The sequence below is a fragment of the Rhodococcus (subgen. Prescottella) equi genome (genome assembly GCF_003013675.1).
Taxonomy (GTDB): domain Bacteria; phylum Actinomycetota; class Actinomycetes; order Mycobacteriales; family Mycobacteriaceae; genus Prescottella; species Prescottella equi.
Map to the genome: position 1 here is coordinate 5,202,981 of NZ_CP027793.1, position 23,426 is coordinate 5,226,406.

At 69.7% G+C, this 23,426-nt stretch carries 22 protein-coding genes; 8 read left to right on the forward strand and 14 right to left on the reverse strand.

All coding sequences use genetic code 11. The annotated features are described in order from the left end of the window. Nucleotides 1–62 precede the first annotated feature (62 nt). Nucleotides 63–2,915, reverse strand: coding sequence for a leucine--tRNA ligase (leuS, locus tag C7H75_RS24140; RefSeq protein ID WP_106851956.1), 2,853 nt, complete (start codon nt 2,913–2,915; stop codon nt 63–65). A gap of 124 nt (nt 2,916–3,039) precedes the next feature. On the opposite strand from leuS, the gene C7H75_RS24145 reads away from it, so the two are divergent. Then, nucleotides 3,040–3,435, forward strand: coding sequence for an SdpI family protein (locus C7H75_RS24145; protein ID WP_013417673.1), 396 nt, complete (start codon nt 3,040–3,042; stop codon nt 3,433–3,435). 17 nt (nt 3,436–3,452) lie between these two features. Further along, on the forward strand, nt 3,453–4,433 hold the full coding sequence (locus tag C7H75_RS24150; protein ID WP_084968873.1) for a DUF1648 domain-containing protein: 981 nt from the start codon (nt 3,453–3,455) through the stop codon (nt 4,431–4,433). Nucleotides 4,434–4,446: 13 nt separating this feature from the next. On the opposite strand, the gene C7H75_RS24155 is transcribed toward C7H75_RS24150, so the two are convergent. Beyond that, complete coding sequence (locus C7H75_RS24155; RefSeq protein WP_005516683.1) at nt 4,447–5,289, reverse strand: LysR substrate-binding domain-containing protein; 843 nt, start codon at nt 5,287–5,289, stop codon at nt 4,447–4,449. Between the two features lie 84 nt (nt 5,290–5,373). Between C7H75_RS24155 and C7H75_RS24160 the strand changes: the two genes are divergently transcribed. The 3 genes from C7H75_RS24160 to C7H75_RS24170 all read left to right on the forward strand — a co-directional run bounded on the left by C7H75_RS24160 (nt 5,374) and on the right by C7H75_RS24170 (nt 8,868). Then, on the forward strand, nt 5,374–6,360 hold the full coding sequence (locus C7H75_RS24160; RefSeq protein ID WP_005516682.1) for a bile acid:sodium symporter family protein: 987 nt from the start codon (nt 5,374–5,376) through the stop codon (nt 6,358–6,360). Between the two features lie 150 nt (nt 6,361–6,510). Next, the gene (gene gad / locus C7H75_RS24165; protein ID WP_044991521.1) at nt 6,511–7,860 is read left to right on the forward strand and encodes a glutamate decarboxylase; all 1,350 of its coding nucleotides are present in this window, start codon (nt 6,511–6,513) and stop codon (nt 7,858–7,860) included. A 36-nt stretch (nt 7,861–7,896) separates the two neighbouring features. Further along, nucleotides 7,897–8,868, forward strand: coding sequence for an alpha/beta hydrolase (locus C7H75_RS24170; RefSeq protein ID WP_005516680.1), 972 nt, complete (start codon nt 7,897–7,899; stop codon nt 8,866–8,868). 8 nt (nt 8,869–8,876) lie between these two features. On the opposite strand, the gene C7H75_RS24175 is transcribed toward C7H75_RS24170, so the two are convergent. The 6 genes from C7H75_RS24175 to C7H75_RS24200 all read right to left on the reverse strand — a co-directional run bounded on the left by C7H75_RS24175 (nt 8,877) and on the right by C7H75_RS24200 (nt 14,298). Then, nucleotides 8,877–9,482: a YqgE/AlgH family protein gene (locus C7H75_RS24175; RefSeq protein WP_005516678.1), complete on the reverse strand. Its 606-nt coding sequence runs from the start codon at nt 9,480–9,482 to the stop codon at nt 8,877–8,879. A gap of 82 nt (nt 9,483–9,564) precedes the next feature. Further along, a complete protein-coding gene (locus tag C7H75_RS24180; RefSeq protein ID WP_087587296.1) occupies nt 9,565–10,119 on the reverse strand; it encodes a class F sortase in 555 nt (184 codons plus the stop codon). Between the two features lie 98 nt (nt 10,120–10,217). Then, nucleotides 10,218–12,617: a vWA domain-containing protein gene (locus C7H75_RS24185; RefSeq protein WP_106851957.1), complete on the reverse strand. Its 2,400-nt coding sequence runs from the start codon at nt 12,615–12,617 to the stop codon at nt 10,218–10,220. A gap of 243 nt (nt 12,618–12,860) precedes the next feature. Next, complete coding sequence (locus C7H75_RS24190) at nt 12,861–13,121, reverse strand: YgaP family membrane protein (RefSeq protein ID WP_005516673.1); 261 nt, start codon at nt 13,119–13,121, stop codon at nt 12,861–12,863. 29 nt (nt 13,122–13,150) lie between these two features. Then, nucleotides 13,151–13,480 carry a rhodanese-like domain-containing protein gene (locus C7H75_RS24195; RefSeq protein ID WP_081121858.1) on the reverse strand — a complete coding sequence of 110 codons (330 nt, stop codon included), beginning with the start codon at nt 13,478–13,480 and terminating at the stop codon, nt 13,151–13,153. A gap of 125 nt (nt 13,481–13,605) precedes the next feature. Further along, a complete protein-coding gene (locus tag C7H75_RS24200; protein ID WP_081187727.1) occupies nt 13,606–14,298 on the reverse strand; it encodes a TetR/AcrR family transcriptional regulator in 693 nt (230 codons plus the stop codon). 140 nt (nt 14,299–14,438) lie between these two features. Here C7H75_RS24200 and C7H75_RS24205 point away from each other — a divergent pair, with 140 nt between their 5' ends. After that, on the forward strand, nt 14,439–15,386 hold the full coding sequence (locus C7H75_RS24205; protein WP_081187728.1) for an NAD-dependent epimerase/dehydratase family protein: 948 nt from the start codon (nt 14,439–14,441) through the stop codon (nt 15,384–15,386). 9 nt (nt 15,387–15,395) lie between these two features. After that, a complete protein-coding gene (locus C7H75_RS24210; RefSeq protein WP_064079021.1) occupies nt 15,396–16,697 on the forward strand; it encodes an MFS transporter in 1,302 nt (433 codons plus the stop codon). On the opposite strand, the gene C7H75_RS24215 is transcribed toward C7H75_RS24210, so the two are convergent. Continuing rightward, nucleotides 16,694–17,203, reverse strand: a complete 510-nt coding sequence (locus C7H75_RS24215; RefSeq protein ID WP_064079022.1) for a hypothetical protein — start codon at nt 17,201–17,203, stop codon at nt 16,694–16,696. The genes C7H75_RS24210 and C7H75_RS24215 overlap by 4 nt on opposite strands. Nucleotides 17,204–17,319: 116 nt before the next feature. Here C7H75_RS24215 and C7H75_RS24220 point away from each other — a divergent pair, with 116 nt between their 5' ends. Continuing rightward, on the forward strand, nt 17,320–18,828 hold the full coding sequence (locus tag C7H75_RS24220) for a glycoside hydrolase family 183 protein (protein ID WP_064079023.1): 1,509 nt from the start codon (nt 17,320–17,322) through the stop codon (nt 18,826–18,828). On the opposite strand, the gene C7H75_RS24225 is transcribed toward C7H75_RS24220, so the two are convergent. The 5 genes from C7H75_RS24225 to C7H75_RS24245 form a co-directional block, all read right to left on the reverse strand. Continuing rightward, a complete protein-coding gene (locus C7H75_RS24225; RefSeq protein WP_064079024.1) occupies nt 18,801–19,895 on the reverse strand; it encodes a sulfate/molybdate ABC transporter ATP-binding protein in 1,095 nt (364 codons plus the stop codon). The genes C7H75_RS24220 and C7H75_RS24225 overlap by 28 nt on opposite strands. Further along, nucleotides 19,892–20,698, reverse strand: coding sequence for an ABC transporter permease (locus C7H75_RS24230; RefSeq protein ID WP_013417684.1), 807 nt, complete (start codon nt 20,696–20,698; stop codon nt 19,892–19,894). Before C7H75_RS24230 ends, C7H75_RS24225 begins: the two co-directional genes overlap by 4 nt. Beyond that, entirely contained in the window at nt 20,695–21,462 is a 768-nt protein-coding gene (gene modA / locus C7H75_RS24235; RefSeq protein WP_081183815.1) for a molybdate ABC transporter substrate-binding protein, read from the reverse strand. Before modA ends, C7H75_RS24230 begins: the two co-directional genes overlap by 4 nt. Nucleotides 21,463–21,467: 5 nt before the next feature. Next, nucleotides 21,468–21,875 (reverse strand): TOBE domain-containing protein, encoded by a 408-nt coding sequence (locus C7H75_RS24240; protein WP_081121852.1) that lies wholly within the window; start codon nt 21,873–21,875, stop codon nt 21,468–21,470. Nucleotides 21,876–21,937: 62 nt separating this feature from the next. Next, the gene (locus tag C7H75_RS24245) at nt 21,938–23,392 is read right to left on the reverse strand and encodes a CCA tRNA nucleotidyltransferase (RefSeq protein ID WP_005516659.1); all 1,455 of its coding nucleotides are present in this window, start codon (nt 23,390–23,392) and stop codon (nt 21,938–21,940) included. Nucleotides 23,393–23,426 lie beyond the last annotated feature (34 nt).

A 23,426-nucleotide genomic window follows, 5' to 3' on the forward strand; every position in this document is an offset into this window, starting at 1 on the left:
GCGCCACCCGTGCGCCTTTTTGGTAGCTGGAACTACCGGAAAGGCGCACGGGTGCGAAGCGCCTAGAGGACGATATTGACCATCTTGCCGGGCACGACGATCACCTTGCGGGGATCGTTGCCGTCCAGCAGCGCAACGATCTTCTCGTCCGCGAGGGCGATCTTCTCGATGTCCTCGCGGGCCGCGTCGGCGGCGACGTTGATGCGGCTGCGGACCTTGCCGTTGACCTGGATCGGGTACTCGACGGTGTCCTCCACCAGCCACTTCTCGTCGGCGGTGGGGAACGGGCCGTGCGCGAGCGACTCGGTGTGGCCCAGGCGCGACCACAGCTCCTCCGCGAGGTGCGGGGCGATCGGGCCGAGCATCAGCGCCAGCGGCTCCACCACGGACCGCGGCGCACCGGCCGGGTACTCCTTGGTGAGGTGGTTGGTGTACTCGATCAGCTTCGCGACCGCGGTGTTGTCGCGCAGCGCCGCGTAGTCCTCGGCGACGCCGGCGATCGTCTTGTTGAGGGCACGCAGCGTGTCCTCGGACGGCTCCGCGTCGGTGACGCGCAGGTCACCGGTCTCCTCGTCGACGACGACGCGCCACGCACGCTGCAGGAAGCGGTGCGCGCCGATGACGTCCTTGGTCGCCCAGGGACGCGAAGTGTCCAGCGGACCCATCGCCATCTCGTAGACGCGCAGGGTGTCGGCGCCGAACTCGTCGCAGATCTGGTCGGGCGCAACGGAATTCTTGAGGCTCTTGCCCATCTTTCCGTATTCGCGCTTGACCTCGGCGCCCTGGTAGAAGAACTTGCCGTCCTTCTCGGTCACCTCGGCGGCCGGGACGTAGACGCCGCGGTCGTCGGTGTACGCGTACGCCTGGATGTAGCCCTGGTTGTACAGGCGGCGGTACGGCTCGCTGGAGCTGACGTAGCCCAGGTCGAACAGCACCTTGTGCCAGAACCGCGAGTACAGCAGGTGCAGCACGGCGTGCTCGACGCCGCCGACGTACAGGTCGACGCCGCCGGGATCGCCCGGACCGTGGATGTCCGGGCGCGGACCGGTCCAGTAGGCCTCGTTCTCGGGCGCGACGAACTGCTCGCTGTTGGTGGGGTCGATGTAGCGCAGCTGGTACCACGAGCTGCCCGCCCACTGCGGCATCACGTTGGTGTCGCGGCGGTAGTCCTTGAGGCCGTCGCCGAGATCGAGCTCGACGTTCACCCAGTCGGTGGCCTTGGCCAGCGGGGGAGAGGGCTCGGAGCTGGCATCGTCCGGATCGAACGACACTGGCGCGTAGTCCTCGACCTCCGGAAGTTCCACGGGCAGAGCCGATTCCGGCAGCGGGTGCGCGACACCGTCGGCGTCGTACACGATCGGGAACGGCTCGCCCCAGTAGCGCTGGCGCGCGAACAGCCAGTCGCGCAGCTTGTACTGAATGGTGCCGGTGCCGACGCCGTCGGCCTCGAGCCGTGCGATGACGGCCTTCTTGGCGTCGGCCACGTCGAGGCCGTCCAGGTAGTCGCTGTTGACCAACGGTCCGTCACCGGTGAACGCGGCCTCGGACAGGTCACCGCCCTTGATGACCTCGACGATGTCGAGACCGAAGGCGGTCGCGAACTCCCAGTCGCGCTGGTCGTGGCCGGGCACGGCCATGATCGCGCCGGTGCCGTAGCCGGTGAGCACGTAGTCGGCGATGAACACCGGCAGCTTGTGCCCGTTGACCGGGTTCACGGCGTAGACGCCGAGGAAGACGCCGGTCTTCTCCTTGTTCTCCTGGCGCTCGAGGTCGGTCTTGGCCGCGATCGACGCGCGGTACGCAGCGACGGCCTCGGCCGGCGTGGCGGCCCCACCGGTCCACCGGGGATCGACGCCCTCGGGCCACTCCGCTGCCACCAGCCGGTCGACCAGGTCGTGCTCGGGGGCCAGCGTCACGTAGGTGGCACCGAACAGCGTGTCCGGACGCGTGGTGAACACCTCGATGTCGTGGCCGTTCGAATCGAACTTCACCTGGGCACCGTGCGAGCGCCCGATCCAGTTGCGCTGCATGGACTTGACCTTCTCCGGCCAGTCCAGGTGCTCGAGGTCGTCGACCAGGCGGTCGGAGTACGCGGTGATGCGCATCATCCACTGCTGCAGGTGCTTCCGGAACACCGGGAAGTTGCCGCGCTCGCTGCGGCCGTCCGCCGTGACCTCCTCGTTGGCCAGCACGGTGCCCAGTCCGGGGCACCAGTTGACCATCGAATCCGAATGGTAGACAAGGCGGTACGAGTCCAGGACCTTGCTACGCTCCACAGCGTCCAGCGACGACCAGTCGCGGCCGTCTTCGAGAGTGCGCTCACCCGAGGCGAACTCGGCCTCGAGCTCGGAGATGGGCCGGGCCTTGCCCTGCGCGGTGTCGTACCAGGCGTTGTAGATCTGCAGGAAGATCCACTGCGTCCAGTGGTAGAAGTCGACGTCCGTCGTCGCGATCGAGCGGCGCTCGTCGTGGCCCAGGCCCAGACGACGCAACTGACGCTGCATGTTCGCGATGTTCGCCTCGGTCGTGGTGCGCGGATGCGTGCCCGTCTGCACCGCGTACTGCTCGGCCGGCAGACCGAACGCGTCGTAACCGAGGGTGTGCAGGACGTTGCGCCCCTGCATGCGGTGGTACCGCGCGAAGACGTCGGTGGCGATGTACCCGAGCGGGTGGCCCACGTGCAGACCCGCACCCGACGGGTACGGGAACATGTCCTGCACGAACAGCTTGTCCGCGGGAACCGGGGACCCGTCCGTCGGCGCCAGCGGCCCCACCGGGTTGGGGGCGTCGAAGGTCCCGCGCTCGCTCCACAGGTCCTGCCAGCGCTTCTCGATCCGGCCGGCGAGCTCCGCGGTGTAGCGGTGCTGCGGCGTCGAGTCGTCGGGGGATGCGGCTTGCTGAACTGGCTCGGTCACTGTGGTCGCTATCTACTTGGATGACGGGAATACCGTCAACCAGGGTAAAGCGTCGGCGGACCCCGAGGACAGCCAGGAACACCCAGGAACCCCGGCCCGCTCCACCAGGCTCTATCGTGGATGCGTGGTCATCGTCGCTGTCGTGCTGTTCATCGCCGCTCTCGCGCTCGGCGCCATCGGAGTCGCCGGACTGACCGGTCGGCTCGAACGTAACCGATGGTTCGGCGTCCGCACCCCCCAATCGTTGCGCGACGAAGAGACGTTTGCGCTGGCCAACAAGGTTGCCGCCCCCACGATGCTGGCCGCGGCGGGTGTCCTGGTGATCGGTGGCCTCGCCGCCGTCCTGCTCGACGGCGTGCTCCCGATCGTCGCGGTGATCGTGGCGCTCGTCGCGGCCCTGTTCACGATCGCGGCCGGCGGCACCCTCGGATCCAAGGCCGCCGGGGCGCTGCCCGAGACCAGTGGCTGCGGCACCTCGTGCGGCGCATGCAGCCTCAAGGGCGCGTGCGAACCGGCCTGACTGGTTGAATCCGGGGTGTGACCACACCCACACCCGGCCCGCGTGTCATCGACCCCGCAGGGGCCGTCTTCGGAATCGTCGTTCCGGTGCTGGCCGCAGCGGCCGGCGTCGTCACGACGTACGCCCTCGCATCCCGTCTGCCCGCGCAGATCGCCACCCACTGGTCCGGTGACTCGCCCGACGGGTTCATGACGCCTTCCGCGAGTGCCTGGTCGATGGCGGCGATCGTGCTGCTCGTCGGCGGCGGCTGCAGCGCCGTTGCCACGCTGGCGCAGGCACGCCTGGTGACGCGCCGGACGATGCTCCTGATCGGCTCGGCGGTGGTCGGGGTGATCGTGGCCGCCGAGTTCTCGATGATCCTCGGGCAGCTCGATCTCACCGACGGCTCCGACGCCGAGATGTCCGCCGGCCTGATCGTGCTGGGCCTGGTCGCCGGCACGGTCGTGGGCCTGATCGGCGCGTCGCTTCTGCGTGACTACCGGACCCGCACCCCCGCCACCGAGGCGCCGGCCGCCGCGCTGCCCCGCGGCGCCGTCGAACTGCCGATCGCCGACGAGGTCGGAATGACCGCGGGCGGACTCGCCGCGACCGCTCTCGTCCTCGCCGCACCCGCGGTCCTGGTCTGCTGGTTCGCGGGCGCATGGTGGCCGCTGGGCGTGTATCTGCCGGTGGTGTTGCTCGCCGTCACCCTGCTGCAGTTCCGGCTCGTCGTCGACGCCGACGGCATCCGCGTCCGGAACCTGGGTATGACGGCGATCGAGTACGGCACCGACGAGGTGCTCGGCGCTCGGGTCGACGAGATCCGCCCGTTCCAGGACTTCGGCGGCTGGGGCATCAAGGTGAAGGCGCGCGGCAACTGCGGCGTCGTCACCCGCACCGGGCCCGCCGTCGTGATCACCTTCGCGTGCGGGGACCGGCTCACCGTCACCACCCCGCGCGCCGAGGAGATCGCCGGGGCGCTCAACACCCTCGCGGACCGGCGCCTGGCTCGGTCCTAGTACCTCACAGCCCTCACAGCGCCGACGCCCGGATCGCCTCCATCAGCGCCACCTCGGGCTCGCTGGGGGTGCTCGCGCGGCTCAGCAACACGAACTCGACATCGCCCGGGTCCGGCAGGCCCAGGCTCTCGCCGACGGGCCGCAACTCGGTCGGCAACAGCGACTGCGCGTGCACGATGAACCCCAGCCCGGCCAGGACAGCCGCTCGCAGTCCGGCGCGGCTGTTCGCCAGGCACGTGATGCGGCTGGGCAACCGCGCCGCTTCGAGAGCTCCGAGCGCGCACGCACGGGTGATACTCGGCGGCGGGTACGCGACGAGCGGCACCGGCGTCGCCGGGTCCCATTCCGCCTCGGCCGTGCCACCCCACACCAGCCGGTCCCGCCACACCAGGTCGCCGTGCGGCTCGCCGGGCCGTCGCATCACGAACGCGAGGTCCAGGTCGCCGGCCCGCAACTGCGCGTGCACGGCGCGACTGAGCCCGACGGTGAGCTGCAGGTCGACGAGCGGATGGGTGCGCCGGAAATCGCGGAGGATCTGCGGCAGCCCCTTGGCGACGAGGTCCTCGGCCGCCCCGAACCGCAGCCGTCCGGTGAGCGTCGAGCCCTCGAAGTAGCGGGCGGCGCGATCCTGCGCATCGAGGATCGACCGCGCGAAGCCCACCATCGCCGTGCCGTCCGCGGTGAGCTCCACGGTGTGGGTGTCGCGGCTGAGGAGGTGCCGTCCCGCGGCCTTCTCGAGCCGTGCGATGTGCCCGCTCACCGTCGACTGCCGCAGACCCAGCTGGCGCGCGGCGGCGGTGAACCCGCCCGCCTGCTCGACGGCGAGGAACGTCCTGAGGAGCACCGGATCGAACATCGGTCCTGCTTATCACGAAATACGATCGCAGTTAACGGGGTGAACGGCTTTCATGATCAAGTTCGGGAAAGATACCGTTGACCGGTGAAGTTTCTGAGCAGGTTCTACATCGATGGATTCATTCTCGCCATCGTCGCGGTGGCGATCCTCGGGAGCCTGTTCCCCGTATCCGGCGGCGGACAGACCGTCCTCGACTGGGCCACCAAGATCGCGATCGGCTTCCTGTTCCTGCTCTACGGCGCGCGCCTGTCGCCCGCCGAGGCGCTGCAGGGACTCAAGCACTGGCGCCTGCACTCGGTGGTGTTCGCCGCGACGTTCGTGCTGTTCCCGCTCATCGGCTTGGCGCTGCGGATCCTGGTGCCGACGGTCATCACCGACGAGATGTACACCGGCATCCTGTACCTGTGTCTGGTGCCGTCCACGGTGCAGTCGTCGATCGCGTTCACATCGATCGCGCGGGGCAACGTCGCGGGCGCGATCGTGAGCGCGTCGTTCTCGAACCTGCTGGGTGTCTTCGTCACGCCGCTGCTGGTGATCCTGTTGATGAACACCACCGGTGAGGCCACCGTCGACTTCTCGTCGGTGCTCGACATCGTGTTGCAGTTGCTGCTGCCGTTCATGGTCGGCCAGCTCATCCGCCCGCTCGTCATCGACTGGCTGAAGAAGTACGCGGAACCGACCAAGCTCGTCGACCGCGGGTCGATCCTGCTCGTCGTGTTCTCGGCGTTCAGCGAGTCGATGAACGAACACATCTGGAGCACCGTGACGGTGCTCGAGGTCGCGGCGGTGGTGGCGGTCTGCTGCGGCATCCTCGCGGTCGTGCTGGGGGCGACCGCGTTTGCCGGCAGAAAGCTCGGGTTCTCGCTGCCCGACCGGATCGTCATCATCTTCTGCGGCTCCAAGAAGAGCCTCGCGACGGGCCTGCCGATGGCGTCGGTGCTGTTCGCCGGGCAGCCCGTGGGACTGATCGTGCTGCCGTTGATGATCTTCCACCAGATCCAGCTGATCGTCTGCGCGGCACTGGCCCAGCACTACGCGAAGCGGACCGACCCGGACCCGGTCACCGCCTGACCGCACTCGCGTTCGCCCACACCGGCGTCGCTCCTGGGGTTCAATGGGGACAGGTCAGGTGTGTCCGAGGTAGCCGCAGTCCCATCGGAGGCGAGCGTGAGCAACAACCACCACCATCACCATCACAACCACGAGTCCCGCGACGTCATCATGCCCGCCTACACGGGCCGCATCGCGACGAATCCGGTTCCCGCGCTGCGGTTGCCCGACGACGACATGGACCCGCGCGCGGCCTACCGCTTCATCCACGACGAACTGATGCTCGACGGCAGCTCGCGCCTGAACCTCGCGACGTTCGTCACGACATGGATGGACCCCGAGGCGGGCACCCTCATGGCCGAGACGTTCGACAAGAACCTCATCGACAAGGACGAGTATCCGGCCACGTCGGCGATCGAACAGCGCTGCGTCAACATGGTCGCTGCCCTCTTCAACGCCCCCGACCTGGTCGACGACGATCCCGCGTCGGCCACCGGCGTCTCCACGATCGGCTCCAGCGAGGCCGTCATGCTCGGCGGCCTGGCGATGAAGTGGCGGTGGCGACAGGCCCGCGAGAAGGCCGGCCTCGACGCGTCCAGGCCGAAACTCGTGATGGGCAGCAACGTCCAGGTGGTGTGGGAGAAGTTCTGCCGCTACTTCGACGTCGAGCCGGTGTACCTGCCGATGGAACCCGGGCGCTACGTGATCACGCCCGAACAGGTGACGGAGGCGGTGGACGAGAACACCATCGGCGTCGTCGCGATCTTCGGCACCACCTACACCGGCGAACTGGAACCGGTGAAGGAGATCGCGGAGGCCCTCGACGCCGTCGCGGCGGGCGGCGGGCCCGACGTCCCGCTGCACGTCGACGCGGCCAGCGGCGGATTCGTCGTACCCTTCCTGAATCCGGAGTTGGAGTGGGACTTCCGGATTCCTCGGGTCGTGTCGATCAACGTGAGCGGTCACAAGTTCGGGCTGACCTACCCGGGTATCGGGTTCGTGATCTGGCGCGACAGTGAGCATCTGCCGGAGGAACTCGTGTTCAGGGTGAACTACCTCGGCGGCGACATGCCGACGTTCACCCTCAACTTCTCGCGGCCCGGCAACCAGATCGTGGGTCAGTACTACAACTTCCTGCGCCTGGGCCGATCCGGCTATCACAACATCATGAAATCGCTGCGCAGCACCGCGATGTGGTTGAGCGGCAAGCTCGCCGACGACGGGAACTTCCGCGTCATCAGCGACGGATCGGACATCCCGGTGCTCGCGTTCGAACTCACCGGCGAACAGGACTTCACCGTCTTCGACATCTCCCACGAGCTGCGCGCCCGCGGGTGGCAGGTGCCCGCGTACACGATGCCCGCGAACGCCACCGACGTCGCGGTGCTCCGCGTCGTGGTCCGCGAGGGCTTCAGCGCCGACCTCGCGCGTCTGCTGTTCGACGACATCCGCACGGTCCTCGACTACCTGAGCCAGGACGGGGTAGCCATCCACTCGAAGGCGAAGCACTTCGCACACTGAGACAGGCCCGCCCAGAGACGGACGAAGGAGCCCACCATGTCCGCACTGCCCGATCCACCCGATCCCGTACTCGAATCAGCCGCACAGGAACTCGCCGACGCGACCGCACCCCACCCGCGAATCTACGAGGTTCCGCCCGAACAGGGACGCGCGATCCTCGCCGATCTGCAGGCCGGGGAGGGTGTTCCGAAACCGCTCGTCGAGGAACAGTGGGTGAACGTCGACGCCGGCGAACGCGGCACGGTCCGTACCCGGATCGTGCGCCCGGTGGAGGGGTCCGGTGACCTGCCTGTCCTGATCTACATCCACGGTGCCGGTTGGGTGTTCGGTGACGAGCACACCCACGATCGCCTGGTCCGCGAGCTCGCCGTCGGTGCCGGCGTCGCCGTCGTCTTCCCGGTGTACGACCGGGCACCCGAGGCGAAGTACCCCGTCCAGATCGAGCAGAACTACGCGGTTGCGCAGTGGGTCGCGAAACAGGGCCGCGAGTACGGGCTCGACACGTCCCGCCTCGCGGTGTGCGGGGATTCGGTGGGCGGGAACATGGCGACGGTGCTGGCGCTGATGGCCGCCGAACGCGGCGACGTGGATCTGCGCGCGCAGGTGCTGCTGTACCCGGTGACCGACGCGAACTTCGACACGGCGTCGTATCTGCAGTTCGCCGACGGCTACTACCTCACCCGCGACGGCATGAAATGGTTCTGGGATCAGTACATTCCGGATCCGGAGCAGCGCGGCGACGTGTACGCATCCCCGCTGCGCGCGTCGGAGGAGCGGCTGGCCGCGCTGCCGACGACGCTGGTGATCACCGACGAGGCCGACGTCCTGCGCGACGAGGGCGAGGCGTACGCCGCGAAGCTGCGGGCCGCGGGCGTCGATGTCACCGCCGTCCGCGTCGAGGGCATGGTGCACGACTTCCTGATGCTCGACAGCCTGCGGGACTGCCGGGCCACCGTCGTCGCGCGATCACTCGCGATCGACGCCGTGCGCCGGGCGCTCGTCGAGTAGTCGCGCAGTCAGTTCAGGTCGACGTCGATGGGGTGCGTCGCGAGCAGCGCCAGCGGCATCGGCTGGCGGCGCAGCACCTGACCCCACACGTCCACACGCGGCGGGCTGATCACGTCGGACGCCAACGCGGACAGCACGATCCAGTCGTCGTTGTCGATCTCGGCGTCGAGCTGGCCGATGGTCCACCCGGCGTAGCCGGCGAAGACGCGCAGCCCGTCGATCACCGCGGCGATCGGTTCGGGGTCGGCGTCGAGGTCGACCATCACCACACGGCCGTCGATCCGGCGCAGTCCCGGCACCCCGCTGACGTCGACGCCGGCGCGGACGGTCGCCAGGCACAGCGCGGCGTCCCGGGTGACCGGGCCGCCGATGTAGAGCGCCTGCGGCGCGGCCGCGAGCGGCGCCCACTGCGGGAGCACCTCCTGCACGGAGGTCTCACTCGGCCGGTTCAGGACCACACCGAGGCTGCCGGCGTCGTTGTGTTCGAGCATGTACACGACCGTGCGACGGAACGTGGGCTCGAAGAGTTCCGTCGAGGACAGCAGTAGGGTGCCCGGCCGCACCACCGGTTGCGCCGATGCCGTGCGGTCCTCAGGTTCGTCCGAGTGCGCCACCGGGCCATCATCTCACCGTCGGCGCGCCGACGGGAGGTACGAACCGTGATCGGTCGGTCCGCGTGGCGTTCCGACAGTCGCGTCAGACCAGAGGCTCCGCATACAGGTACACGTTGTCCGAGTAGTCGCCCACACCGTTGTCGAACTGCAGTTCGCCGCCACAGGTGACGACGGCCAATCTGCGCGGTCCGTCCGTGCCCGCCAGCACGCTCTCCTCGATGCCGTCCGACTTGGGTCGGGTCGCCACCGCCGTCACCCGCCACGCAGTGGTCGTGCCGCCCGCATCGGAGGTGCGGATCACCTCGCCCGGCTCGATGGTTCCCAGTTCGAACAGCGCGCCATTGCCCTGGCCCACCAGATTGACGTGCCCGACGATCAGCGTCGTCCCCGCGACCGCGTCCAGGGGTGCTCCGTCGAGCCAGATCCCGACGTCGCGGACGTCGTTCGGCGGGGTGAGTACACCGTTCGGCACGGTGGCGTCGAGGATCCGCGCCTGGACGCCGACCGGATCGAGAGACAGGGTGACGGGCGTCGTCAGCGGCGCACCGCTCGGTACCGCTCCCACCGAGCGTGACGCGCCGACGCCGGGCGGCACCGCGGAGGCATCCTCCGTCCGATGGAGACCGACGACCGCCATCCATCCGCCGGCCACGACGACCGCGGCGATCAGTGCGGCGGCCGCGAGGCGCCCACCCGCGGATCTCGCGGGCGGGCGCCCGGTCGGACGTTCATCGGTCAGGACGACCTCCTACGTGCGATGGCCACCGCACCAGCCCCCGCCAGTCCGAGCAGAACCAGCCCGGCCGCGGTGATGCCGAGGTTGCGGACGGTGTGCCGTTCGGCTGCGCCGCCGTCGATCGCATTCGGACGCGGGCCGCTCGAGGGCGGTGCTGGTGTGGGGGTGGGAGTCGACGTGCCGGGCGGCGGCGGAGTGCTGGTCGACGGCGGCGGAGTCGGGGTCGGAGCAGGCCCCGGCGGGGCCGGCGGCACGGGAGGGATCACCGGTCCGGCGGAGCCTGCGGAGCCGAGAGCACCGAGGGAGCCCAGCGAACCGAGCGAACCGACGGAGCCTGCGCCGAGCGAGCCCACGTCCAGCGAACCGCCTTCCAGCGAACCGAGGGAGCCCACGCCGAGCGACCCGAGGGAACCGACCCCGAGAGATCCGAGCGACCCGACCCCGAGAGATCCCAGCGAGCCGCCGGGCGGCGCTGCCTCACACGAGACCGTGTTCGTCACCAGGTAGGTGTTCGACAGCCCGGCGAGATCGTCCGAATAGGGCAGGTCGGCGTCGACAGCTGTGCCGTTCCGCTCGGTCACGCGGGAGTCGTCGAGCACACAGGCCTCGTCGGCGATCGTCGTCGTCTCGTCGAACTGGATCGCTTCGCCGAGGTCGTAGCCGCCGCGAGGGACGCCCCACGACTGCTCCGTCAGCGGTGCGCCGCCGGGTCCGGACAGGGTGAGCGTCGCGTCGAGACCGTCGGGCTGGCTGCCCTCGCGGTACGTGACGCCGTCGACGATCCACTCCTTGTCGACGGTCACTTCGACGGCGGGGGCCCGGTTGTAGACGGTGCAGGTGACGGCCGAATCGAAGTCAACAGTGATGTCGAACCCGGTTTCACCCGAATTCGTCACCGCCACAGGGTCGCCGGTGACGCGGTCGACACAGGATGCGTTGAGCCCGTCCTGAGTGACCAGCGTGTAGTCCGGTTTCTGCGTCTCCGTGACGGTGACGCCGCCCGAGGTCTGTCCCTGAGGAAAGCCGACCTCGAACGAAACTCCACCTGTCTCGTCGGTCGTCGCAGCGGGCGGGTCGACCGTGACTCCGTCCGCTCCCGCGGCATCGAATTCCCAGCCCGGGGCCGGAACCGCGTCGGTGAGGTCACCACCGGCCGGCACCACCTCCTTGACCACCGATACCGACCCCGTACAACTCGCGGTCGCGAACTCCCTCAGCGTTTCGCCCGCACCCTCGAAGTTCGGGATCTGGAAGTAGTCGGCATCGACGACGTTGGTGCCGTCGTACGCCGTCTGTCCGGATATCGCGGCCAGATTGAGGCCCGAGACGCCGCTGACGCCTCTACCGATACCGAACGAGACGACCCTCGTCTCGTTCTTCTTCAGGAGGTTGGCCGAGAAGATCGCCTCCTCGACGTCCGCCAAATGCGTGTTCGACCCGTCGCCGGACGGGGTGACCGGCGGCCCCTGCAGGCCCCAGCGGGTGGGGTTGCCGTCGGTGAGGACGATTGTGGCGTCGTAGTGGACGCCCGAGGTGGCGACCCGGTACAGCGCCTGGTCCCAGTTGGTGCCGCTGCCCAGCCCCCAGTCCGCGTACTGCGATTTGAATTCGTCCGCTCCGGCCTGCGTCGAGACCGACTGCAGCTCAGGGTGGTTCGGATAGATTTCGTTGGTTGTGGCGTTCTGGTTCGGCGAGTAGCGCGCGAACCCGAACACGGCCATCCGGCTCGGCGTGCCGACGAAGGCGTCGACGAGCTGGTCCGTAGCGGACTTGAGGATGGGCAGATTCGTCGCCCCGACGGAGGCGGAGAGATCGAGGACGACGGCGATGTCCAGTCCACATCGCGACGGCAGTGGCGGATTGACGCGGGAGTTCTGCCAGACGCCGTTGGAGGCCGTGTAATTGGAGCCGAGTGTGGAGCTGAACATGAAGTCGGACTGTGACGAGTAGGTCGATCCGGCCTCGAGAGTCGGAGTCTGGAAGACGTAGGGCGAATCGACGGATCCGCTCCCGCTGCCGGGGCCGGTCCGCAGGCTCGGATTCACGAACCACCCACCGGGAGCCGCGATCTGCTTGACGAAGGGCCGTGTCCCGATGAGATTCGACGCGTCCTCGACGACGAAGTTGCAGTCGCCGTCGCCGTCGGACACGCACTCGAGCGCCGGGACGGCGTCGGACTCCGTCGGGTACAGACCGAGCGTCACGCCGGGGAGCGGTACAAGCGAGCCGTCACCGGCGCGATCACCACCGGTCTTGACCGTGACGACCGCCCCACCCGGTGGCGGCTGCGGAACTGCCATTCGAGCGGGCGGAGCGGCGGCGACCGGGACGGCAGGCGCTGCCAGCAGCACCGTCCCGATCGTCGTCGCCAATGCGGCAGCCAATCGCCGAGCGTTCATGGATCCCCTTCGTGCGCAGTCCGCGCCGCCACCGGCACGGCCGCAAACACTGTGGGGGGAGGCGTGCTCGGGCGGCGGCTAGGTGATCTTCACGAGGGAGGCTAACCGGTCATCACGGAGAAATCGGGGAAGTCGGGGCGCTGTCCACCGGCGTCGCCGGGCCGGAACGCGCTGACCTCTCGGCGAGCGCGTCACCGACACCGAATCGTTACCGGGCACAACGCGATACCGCTCCGGATGGGACTACCCCTGCGCGCTGTCCGCACGCGTCGCGGGCACCGGGCAGGTCGCCCCGCGCGGCACACCCAGCTTCTGCAGGAGCAGGCTCATCGGGCACCAGCCGACGATCCCGTAGAGCACGAGGTTCGCGGACGCGAAGGCAGTCAGCCCCCGCCATTTCGGTGAGTGCTTGCGGCCGAGCAGCAGGCTCGTGCCCACCACGGACCCGCCCAGCAGCGGGACGATGCGTTCGACGGTCCAACCGGAATGCTTCGGCAGTGCCATGTTCGTGTACTCCTCGTGTGACGTGGCGGTCAGTCCGGAGTGGTGATCGCGAGGCCGGCGCGGCGCCAGGCGTCGAACCCGCCGCGCACCAGGTAGGTCTCGGCTCCCAGCCGGGACAACTGACGTGCCGCGTTCGCCGATCGCCCGCCGGAGCGGCAGATCACGACGACGGGTCGCCCGCCGACCACGTCGATGCCGTGATCGACCACCTCGTGCAGCGGCAGGTGCGTGGCACCCGGCACGTGGCCGGTGTCCCACTCCGGACGTGATCGCACGTCCAGCAGGACCGCGCCCTCTTCGACGAGGCTCTGCGCCCTGTGCACGTCGACCGTTCCGTACGACTTCCGAAAGATGCCCACGACGTCCGACCCTAGGGCCACCGGGCCCGCTCTCTCCAGACCCCCTGGGGGGATCCTTTCTCCACCCCAGACTTTATACCCCTAGGGGTATGTGGTCGACGTGTCGTCGGCCACTCCGCCCGGCCTCAACTCAGCCCGAGGATCTGGTCCAGGACCGCCAGATGGTGCTCGAAGAGCGCGGCCGGATCCGTGAACGTGTCGGCGCCGTACTGTCCGAACACCTCGAAGTTCACCGCGCCGAACAGCGCAGCCCAGACCAGGACCCCGCGGGCGAGCAGAGCATCGGACACCGTCAATTCCATCTCCGCGCGGATCCGGTCGAGGTCGGCGGACAGCACCGGGTCGACCGCCTCGTCCGGCACCGTCAGCGCCCCCATCCGCTGCGCGTCCTCGATGAGCCCCACCAGCGCGACGATCACCCGCGTGCCCGGTCCCGTGGTGCGCTCCGCGGGGGCGTGATAGCCGGGCACGGGGCTGCCGAACAGCAGCGCGTACCGCGCCGGCTCACGCAGGGCCCAGGCGCGGACCGCGCGAGCGAGCGCGTGCAGCCGGCCGCGGTGGTCGTCGACCGGGAGCGCGCCGACGGCCGCATCCACCTCCGCACCGAGCTCGGTGTAGGCGTCGATCACCAACAGGGTCAACAGTTCGTCGCGGCTGGCGACGTACCGGTACACCGCCGACGACACCACCCCGAGATCTCGGGCGACGGCCCGCAGCGACAACCCCGCCGCGCCGTGCGTGGCGAGGTGCTCGCGGCCGATCCGGGTGATCTCGGCGAGCGTCTGCTCGCGGGCTCGTTCGCGCGGGGTGACGGTCATGGCACCACCCTGCCGGAATAACGAGAGCACTGTCAACAAAAGAGAGCACCGCTCTTGACAGCGCGGTCGGCGAGGCGCATGGTGAGAACAGAGAGCAGTGCTCTCGTTTCCCAAACCTCACTCGAGAAAGCGAGCACGTCATGTCGAATCTGCAGGTAGTGACCGGAGCCGGACCCGTCGGCTGGACGGTCGCAGAGCAACTCGCCGACGTCGGCTACGACGTCCGCGTGCTCACCCGCTCGGGCAGCGGGCCGGACCATCCGCGGATCCAGCGGCTCCGCGTCGACGTCTCCGATCCCGCCGCGCTCGCCCCGGCGCTCGACGGCGCCACCGCCGTCTTCCACTGCATCCACGGCTCCGCGTACGACGCCCGCGCGTGGGAGCGGGAGTTGCCCGCGGCCGAGCAGGTGGTGATGGACGCCGCGCAGCGCGTCGGCGCCGTGGTGGTGTTCCCGGAGAGCCTGTACGCGTACGGCCGCCCGGACGGGCCCATGACCGAGGCCGGCCCACGCGACGCGACCACCGGCAAGCTGGGGGTCCGCACCCGCCTGCTCGCCGCCCGCGCCGCGCATCCCGTGCCGACCGTGAGCGTCGTCGCGTCCGACTTCTTCGGTCCGCACGTGCTGACCGCCCATGCGGGGGAGCGGATGGTGCCGTCGGTGCTCGACGGGAAGACCATCCGGGTGATGGGCCGCGCCGACGTCCCGCACTCGTTCACGTACGTGCCGGATCTGGCGGCGGCGATGATCGCGGCGGCGCACGATCGGCAGTTGTGGAACTCGGTGCTGCACGCGCCCACGGCGCCGGCCGTCACGCAACGCGAGATGGTGGCGGCGTTCGCGGACGCGGCCGCGGTTCCGGAGCCGCGGGTGGGAACGCTGCCCGGGTGGCTGCTGCGGGCCGTCGGCGTCGCGCATCGTCCTACCCGGGAACTGGCCGAGACGCTGTACCAGTTCGAGTCACCGTTCGTGATGGACTCGACGCGCAGCGAGCAATTGCTGGGGCTCGCACCGACCCCGCTCGGCGACGCCGCGGCCGCCACGGTGCGGTGGTGGCGGAACGAATTGACCGCACGAGCCGCCCGATAGGGTCACCGTGTGCGCAGATGGAGTTCGATTCGGGGATCGTGGGCGGCCGCCGCCACGACTCTGCGCCACTCACCCGGCCTGGCCCGGCTCACCGCCGTCCGGTTCGCCAGCCAGTACGGGGACGGGCTGTTCCAGGCCGCGCTCGGCGGAGCGATCCTGTTCAACCCGGAAAGGGAGACCGAACCGCTCGCGATCGCGGCCGGCTTCGCGGTCCTGCTGCTGCCCTACTCGGTGATCGGCCCGTTCGCGGGCGCGCTGCTCGACCGCTGGGACCGCCGTGCCGTGCTGCTGTGGGCGAATGCCCTGCGCGGCCTTCTCATTCTGGTGATCGCGGCGGCCCTGATCGCGGGAGCGGGAGAGACGCCACTGCTGCTGTTGGCGCTCGCCGCGATCGGCGTCAGCCGGTTCGTCCTCGCCGGTATCTCCGCGTCACTGCCGCACGTGGTGCGTCAGAGCTGGCTGGTGCCAACCAATTCGGTGCTCGCGACGGCCGGTTCGGTGTTCTCGGCGCTGGGCGCGGGCACCGCGGTGGCGGTGATCGGCTTGGTGGGCGAGGGCGACGTCGGGTCCGGAACCGCCGTCGCGGTCGGCGCCGTGGGCTCGGTGATCGCGGTGACCGCAGCCCGCGGATTCGCCCGGCACGCCCTGGGCCCCACCGACACCGTCGCCGACACCCGGGGCACCGCACTCGCGATCCTCGAGGGCCTGCGCGTCGGCGCGACCGCGGTGTGGCAGGCTCCCGGCGTCACCACCGCAATGCTCGGAATCGGGGCGCACCGCATCGCTTTCGGCGTCAATACCCTGCTGTTCGTGTTGATCCTGCGGGACCCGGCCGCCGGCGGAGCGCTGCCGGGAGGCCTCGCCGGATTCGGTGTGGCGGTGGCCGCCACGGCCGCCGGCCTGTTGTTCGCCGCGCTCGTCACCCCGTGGCTGATCCCGCGCCTCGGCCGCCCCCGGACCGTCACCGTCGCGATCGCGTTCGCCCTCGTCGTGCAGGTCACGATGATCGCGACGCTGTCGCAGGTGTGGCTGCTCGCCGGCGCCTTCCTCCTCGGATTCGCCGGCCAGACCGTCAAGCTCACCGGCGACGCCGCGATGCAGATCGAAATCGACGACGACCGCCGCGGCCAGGTGTTCGCGCTGCAGGACACCGTCTTCAACGTCGCGTTCTGCCTGGCCATCGCCGCAGCCGCCACCGTCGTCCCCACCGACGGGCGTTCCCTCGGTCTGGTCCTCGCCGCCGGTGGCGTGTACGCCCTGAGCCTGCTCGGTATCGGGCTGAACTCGCGCCGGACTCCGCTCACCGGCTAGATGCCTTCCCGCCGCGCCGTGTCCAACCGTCCGTCTCCGTCGCTGTCGCTCAGCCGCATCGATATCCGTTCCGGCTCCTCCTCCGCGACGAACAATGTGTCGTACCGGGACGAATCCCGCGTCGCGACGAGGACGTAGTCGGGGGTGCCGTCACCGTCGGCGTCGACGCTCGCGTCGTCCCGCTCGCCGTCGCCGTCGAAGTCGACGCGCCCCCACCCCTGCGGCGGACCGGACGGCTCCGGCTGCGGAATTTGCCGTGCCCACAGCCCGTTTCGGGCCGGATCGACGAAGTAGCGGGCCTCGGGAGCGCCGACGTCGAGGACCGCGTGGTCGGCACTCCCGTCACCGTCGCTGTCCCACATCGCGTCGTCGACGAGACCGTCGCCGTCGAAGTCGAGGCGTACCGCGTCGAGCCCACCGTCCGCATCGATGTCCAGATCCGCGGGCGAAGTCCATGTGGTCGTCGCCCCGTCCCCCGTGCCGAACCAGTACTCGAGTCCGTCCATACCCTTGTTCGACGCACCACGCCGCGACACGGTTCCGTCACGGTCGTCATCGTTGCGCCGCGGGTGAGGGACCCGCCGATGTTAGGTTCGGCGCACACCGCTGCCGGACGGAACTGATGGTCGTGCCACGGACTCTGACGTCGCTACTCGCCGCCACCGCCACCGGACTGGCGCTCGCCTCGGCACCCGCCGCAGCCCAGACTCCCGGCCCGGCGGCCTTCACGAACGCGTGCGGCGAGCAGGGCTTCGACCCGTCCGCGCGCGACCCGCAGCCGGCGCCGACGGATCCGCCCTTCGTCGACGTGCCGCTGCCGTACCCCCGACTGGTCCCGGTGCCGCTGCCCGACCCTGTTCCCGATCAGACGCGGGTACCGCAGGACCCACTGCCCGCCGACCCGTGCACCGATCCGTGCCCGGATCTCGCCGATCCCGTCGACCAGACGCCCCCACCCGATGCCGGGCCATCACCCGGATCGGGCTCCGGGTCCGGTTCGTTCTCGTTGCCGCGGATCGAGATCCAGCCCAGACCGGAGACGATTCCGATCCCGATACCGGGCGACGACCCGGGGCCCGAACCGCAGCCGGCACCGCCGCTCGACGTCGGCACCATCGAGCCCGGACCGCCCACCGCACCGATCGGCGCCCCGCACGTGCGCAACGTCGAACTGGTCTCGCAGGTGACGGGCCCCGGCTCCGAGAACCGCACCGACAAACGCTGGCAGGTGAGCGGCACCGACCTCGGTATCACCTGGGAGAGCCGTCCCGGCGAGGTCTCCGTCGTCTTCGGCGACACCTTCGGGCTCGACTGGGCCCCGCCGGGTGCGAACGGGCAGGACTGGCGCAGCAACGTGCTCGGGCACAGCACCGACACGGACCTCGCCGACGGCCTCACGATCGACTCGATGGTGCAGGACCGCCGCTGTCATGCCGCCGAGATCATCGCCTCCCGACACATTCCCAATTGGGAGACCACCACGATCCCGACGTCCGGTTTCGCGATCGGCGACCGTCAGTACCTCTCCTACATGTCGGTGCGACGGTGGAGCGTCGTCCCCGGCATGTGGTACACGAACTACGGTGGCATCGCCTACTCCGACGACGGCGGACGCACCTGGACCGAGGATCAGCATGCCAAGTGGGACAACATCTTCGGAATCGGACGCTTCCAGGTGACAGCGATGGTCCCGCAGGGCGACCACGTGTACATGTTCGGTACCCCCAACGGGCGCATGGGCGCCGTCGGCCTCGCGCGGGTCCCGGTCGACAAGCTGCTCAACCCGAGCGCCTACCAGTACTGGGTGTCCGGGTCCTGGGTGCCGGTGATCGAACACCTCGCGACACCGCTCGTCGCCGGTGCGGCGAGCGAGTTGTCCGTGCGCTACGACGCCACCGAGAAGCACTGGCTCATGAGCTATCTCGATCCGGCGGCCGGCCGGATCGTCCTGCGCCGCTCGGCCAGTCCCCAGGGCGTCTGGTCCGACGGTGCCACGCTCGCGGACGCCGCCGAGTACCCCGGGTTGTACGGGGGTTTCATGCATCCCTGGTCCACTCCGGACGCGCTGTACTTCACCATGTCCGAGTGGGACAGCTACAACGTCTATCTCATGCGGGCCGAAGTCGGGTAGACCGCGACCTCGGTGGCCTTGACGGCGAACCACACGTCGTCCCCGGGGGCCAGGTCGAGCTGGGCGACAGCAGCGGCGGTGACGTCGGCGACCGGTCCGGCGGTGCCGTCGGAATGATCGACGGCGCGGACCCGGATCGCGTGACCGTGCCGTCCGAGACCCTCGATCTCCGCGATTCGCACCCGGAAGACGTTGCGCGGGCTGCCTTCCGGGTGTACGCGGTGTACCGCCACGGCAGTGGGGCTGAACACCGCGACCGCGGATTCGCCGTCCGTGCAGCCTTCCTCCGCGATCCCGTACACGGCTCCGGCGACGGTGTCGAGGAACCCGTCACGCACCTTGCCCGCCATCAGGTTGATACCCGCGATCCGGGCCGCGAACGCGCTGCGCGGGCGGGCCAGGACCTGCTCCACCGGCCCCTCCTCGACGATCCGGCCGGCGTCCAGCACGACAACCCGGTCGGCGAGCGAAAGAGCGTCCAGCACATCGTGGGTGACCACGATCGCGGTGCGGTCGCCGGTGCGCAGGACCCGCCGCAGCAGCGCCCGCACGGCGGGCCCCACACCGACATCGAGAGCCGCCATCGGCTCGTCGAGCAGGAGCAACCGCGGTCCGGCCGCGAGCGCCCGCGCGATCGCGACCCGTTGCGCCTGCCCGCCCGACAGTTGCCGGGGCCGCCGGCCGGCGAGTTCGGTCGCGTCCACCTCGCCGAGCCACCGGTCCGCGACGGCGTACGCCTCCCGGCGGCCGGCGCCGGCACTACGCGGCGCGAACGCGACGTTCTCGCGCACGGTCAGGTGCGGGAACAGCAGCGCCTCCTGCGCGAGCATCGCGACGGAGCGCTGATGTGACGGAACCACAACGCCTTTCGAGAGGTCGGTGAGCACCCGATCGTCGAGCACGACGCGGCCCTCATCGGGGCGCAGCAGCCCAGCGGCGACGTCGAGGAGTGTCGACTTGCCGGCGCCGTTGGGCCCGAGGAGCGCGACCACCTCGCCGGGCGCCACCTCGAGCGCGACATCCACGCCGCGAGCCGCCACCCGGGCCCGCAACTGCAGGCCGCTCACAGCGCCCCCACCATGCGGCGGGTCCGCGTGCCCAGCACGATCACGACCGCCACCACCACCAGCACCAGCGACAGCGCCACCGCCGCCTCCGGGTCGGTCTCCCGCTGCAGGTAGATCTCCAGCGGCAGCGTCCGCGTCACACCCTGCAGGCTCCCGGCGAATGTCAGGGTGGCGCCGAACTCGCCGAGAGCGCGGGCGAACGAGAGGACCGCACCCGAGATCAGTCCGGGCAGCACCAGCGGGATCGTGACGCGGCGCAGCACCGTCGTGGGGCGGGCGCCGAGAGTGGCGGCGACGGCCTCGTAGCGGCGGCCCGCGGTGCGCAGCGCACCCTCGAGGCTGATCACCAGGAACGGCAGCGCCACGAACGTCTGGGCCAGCACCACCGCGGTGGTCGAGAACGCGATCTGAATGCCGGCCACCTCGAGGTGCCGCCCGATCAGGCCGTGCCTGCCGAAGGTGTAGAGCAACGCGAGCCCGCCCACGACCGGCGGAAGCACCAAGGGCAGCAACACGAGTGCGCGCAGCGCCGCCAACCCGGGGAACTCGCACCGTGCCGACACGAGCGCCATCGGCACGCCGAGCAACAGGCACAGCACCGTGCTGATCGACGCCGTCTTCAAGCTCAGCAGCAGGGCGTCCACCGACGACTCGGAGGTGACCAGACTCAGGAAGTTCGCCCAGTCCACGCCCACCAGCATCGCGACGAGCGGCAGCACCACCAGCAGGCCGCCGGCGGCCGCGGGCACGTAGATCCATACCGGCAACCCGGCCGGGACCCGTACCCGCGCCGCGACGGTCACGGTGCGCCGAATCCCGCCGCCGACAGCACATTCCGACCGTCGGGTCCGATCACGAAGGCCGCGAACTCACCTGCAGCGTAGGGATCGCCGGACTTCTGCAGCACGGCGATCGGATACGTGTTCACGATTCGCGCGGACTCCGGGAAGGGGACCGACTCGACCTTGTCGCCCGCTCCGGCGGCGTCGGTGACGTACACGAGTCCGGCGTCGGCCTGCCCGGTCACGACCTTGCCGAGCACGTCGGTCACCGACGACTCCTCGCTGACCGGGGACAACCGCACCCCCGTCAGATCCTCGATGCGCTGGGTCGCGTTGCCGCACGGCACCTGCGGCGCGCACACCACGACGTCCAGGCCCGGTCGGGCCAGGTCGGCGAACGACGTGACACCGCCCGGGTTCCCGGGCGGCACCACGATCGTCAGGGTGTTGGTCGCGAAGTTCACCGGATCCGACGCGGTCAACCCGGCCCGGACGGCCTTCGTCATGTTCGCGGTGTCCGCGGACGCGAACACGTCGGCCGGTGCGCCCTGGTCGATGCGGGTGAACAGGTCCGACGAGCCCGCGAAGTCGAACACCACCCGGGTGTCCGGGTGCTCGGCCTCGAACAGCCGGCCCAACTCGGTGAACGTCGACTTCAGCGACGCCGCGGCGAACACCGTGATCGTGGCACCGGAATCGGACTCCGTCCCCGAATCGGCGGTACCGCTGCAGCCCGTGAGCAGCACGGTCAGCGCCAGCACTCCCACCGCCGCGGCCGCCCGCACGCGCCTCACGCCGACACCGCCGGCGTCTCGACGATCACCGTGGTGGCCTTCACGACGGCGACCGCGATGCTGCCGGGCTCGAGCTTCAGCTCGGTCGCCGACTCGGCGCTCATCAGCGAGACCACGGAGAACGGCCCGCACTGCATCTCTACCTGCGCCATCACTCCGTCGGCCACTACCCGGGTCACCAGGCCGGTGAAACGGTTCCGCGCCGAACTGCCCACGCCGAGCGGATCCTCCGGCGCCGGCGCCGCGTTGGCCCTCGCGAACTCGGCGAGCTGCCGGCCGTCGACGACCATGCGGCCGGCGTCGTCCTTGTGCGAGGTGATCGTTCCCGCGTCGATCCACCGTCGGACGGTGTCGTCGCTGACACCGAGTAGCTGGGCCGCGTCACGTATCCGGATGTCAGGCATGACAGGAGTCTAGATCCGCATCTGCGGGGGTCTCAAAGATTTCGTTCCGCAGATGCGAACGGTCAGCCCTTCGGCTGGTCCGCCCACCACTTCAGCAGTTCGGCCTCGGCCTCGTCGCGCTCGAGGGGACCGCGGTCCAGACGCAGCTCCTTGAGGAACTTCCACGCCTTGCCCACCTGCGGACCGGCCGGGATCCCGAGCAGCTCCATGATCGCGTTGCCGTCGAGGTCCGGACGCACCCGCGCCAGATCCTCCTGCTCAGCGATCCGCGCGATCCGTCGCTCCAGGTCGTCGTACGTGGCCTGCAGCTTCGCCGCGCGCCGCTTGTTGCGGGTGGTGCAGTCCGCGCGGACCAGCTTGTGCAGGCGGGGAAGCAGATCGCCGGCGTCGGTGACGTACCGGCGGACCGCCGAATCGGTCCACTGGCCCTCGCCGTAGCCGTGGAAACGCAGGTGCAGGAACACCAGCTGGCCCACCTCGTCGACCATCTGCTTGGAGTACTTGAGCGCCCGCATCCGCTTGCGCACCATCTTCGCGCCGACCACCTCGTGGTGGTGGAAGCTGACGCCACCGCCCGGCTCGTTGCGCTTGGTGTCCGGCTTCCCGATGTCGTGCAGCAACGCCGCCCAGCGCAGCACCAGGTCCGGGTCACCGTCCTCGAGGTCGATGGCCTGCTTGAGCACCGTCAGCGAATGCCAGTACACGTCCTTGTGCTGGTGGTGCTCGTCGATCTCGAGCTTCAACTGCGGGATCTCGGGGATCACTCGGGCCGCGAGCCCCGTCTCGCACATGACGTTCACACCGTCGATGGGGAACTCGCCGAGGATCAGCTTGTCGAGCTCGGTGCGCACCCGCTCGGCGGTGATCCGCTCGATCTGCCCGGACATCTCGACGATCGCCTCGTGCACGCGCGGCGCGAGCGTGAAGCCGAGCTGCGAGACGAAGCGGGCCGCCCGCAGCATCCGCAGCGGATCGTCGTTGAACGAGATCTCCGGGGCGGCAGGGGTGTCGAGGACACCGGCCAGGAGCGCGTCCATACCGTTCAACGGGTCGACGAACTCGAACGTGCCGGTCCCGTCGACCCGCACCGCCATCGCGTTCACGGTGAAGTCGCGTCGGACCAGGTCCTCGTCGAGCGTCGTGCCGTACTGCACCTCCGGGTTACGGGTGACCCCGTCGTACGTGTCGGTGCGGTAGGTCGTGATCTCGATCTGGTCGGCGCCCTTGGCCGCGCTGATGGTGCCGAACGCGATGCCGGTGTCCCACTGGTTGTCGGCCCAACCGCGCAGGATCTGCTGTACCTGCTCGGGGTGCGCGTCGGTGGTGAAGTCGAGGTCGGTGCCCAGGCGGCCCAGAACCGCGTCGCGCACACTGCCACCCACCAGGTACAGCTCGTGCCCGGCCTCGGTGAACCTCGCACCGAGCGGGTCCAGCACGTCCGACAGACTGCTCAGGGTTCGATGCGCACCGTTCAGCAGTCGGGCACGCCGCTCGGCATCGGGGGTGGGGGCATTCACGTCAGCAAACCTTACCGAGGTCGCCGGGGCGCCG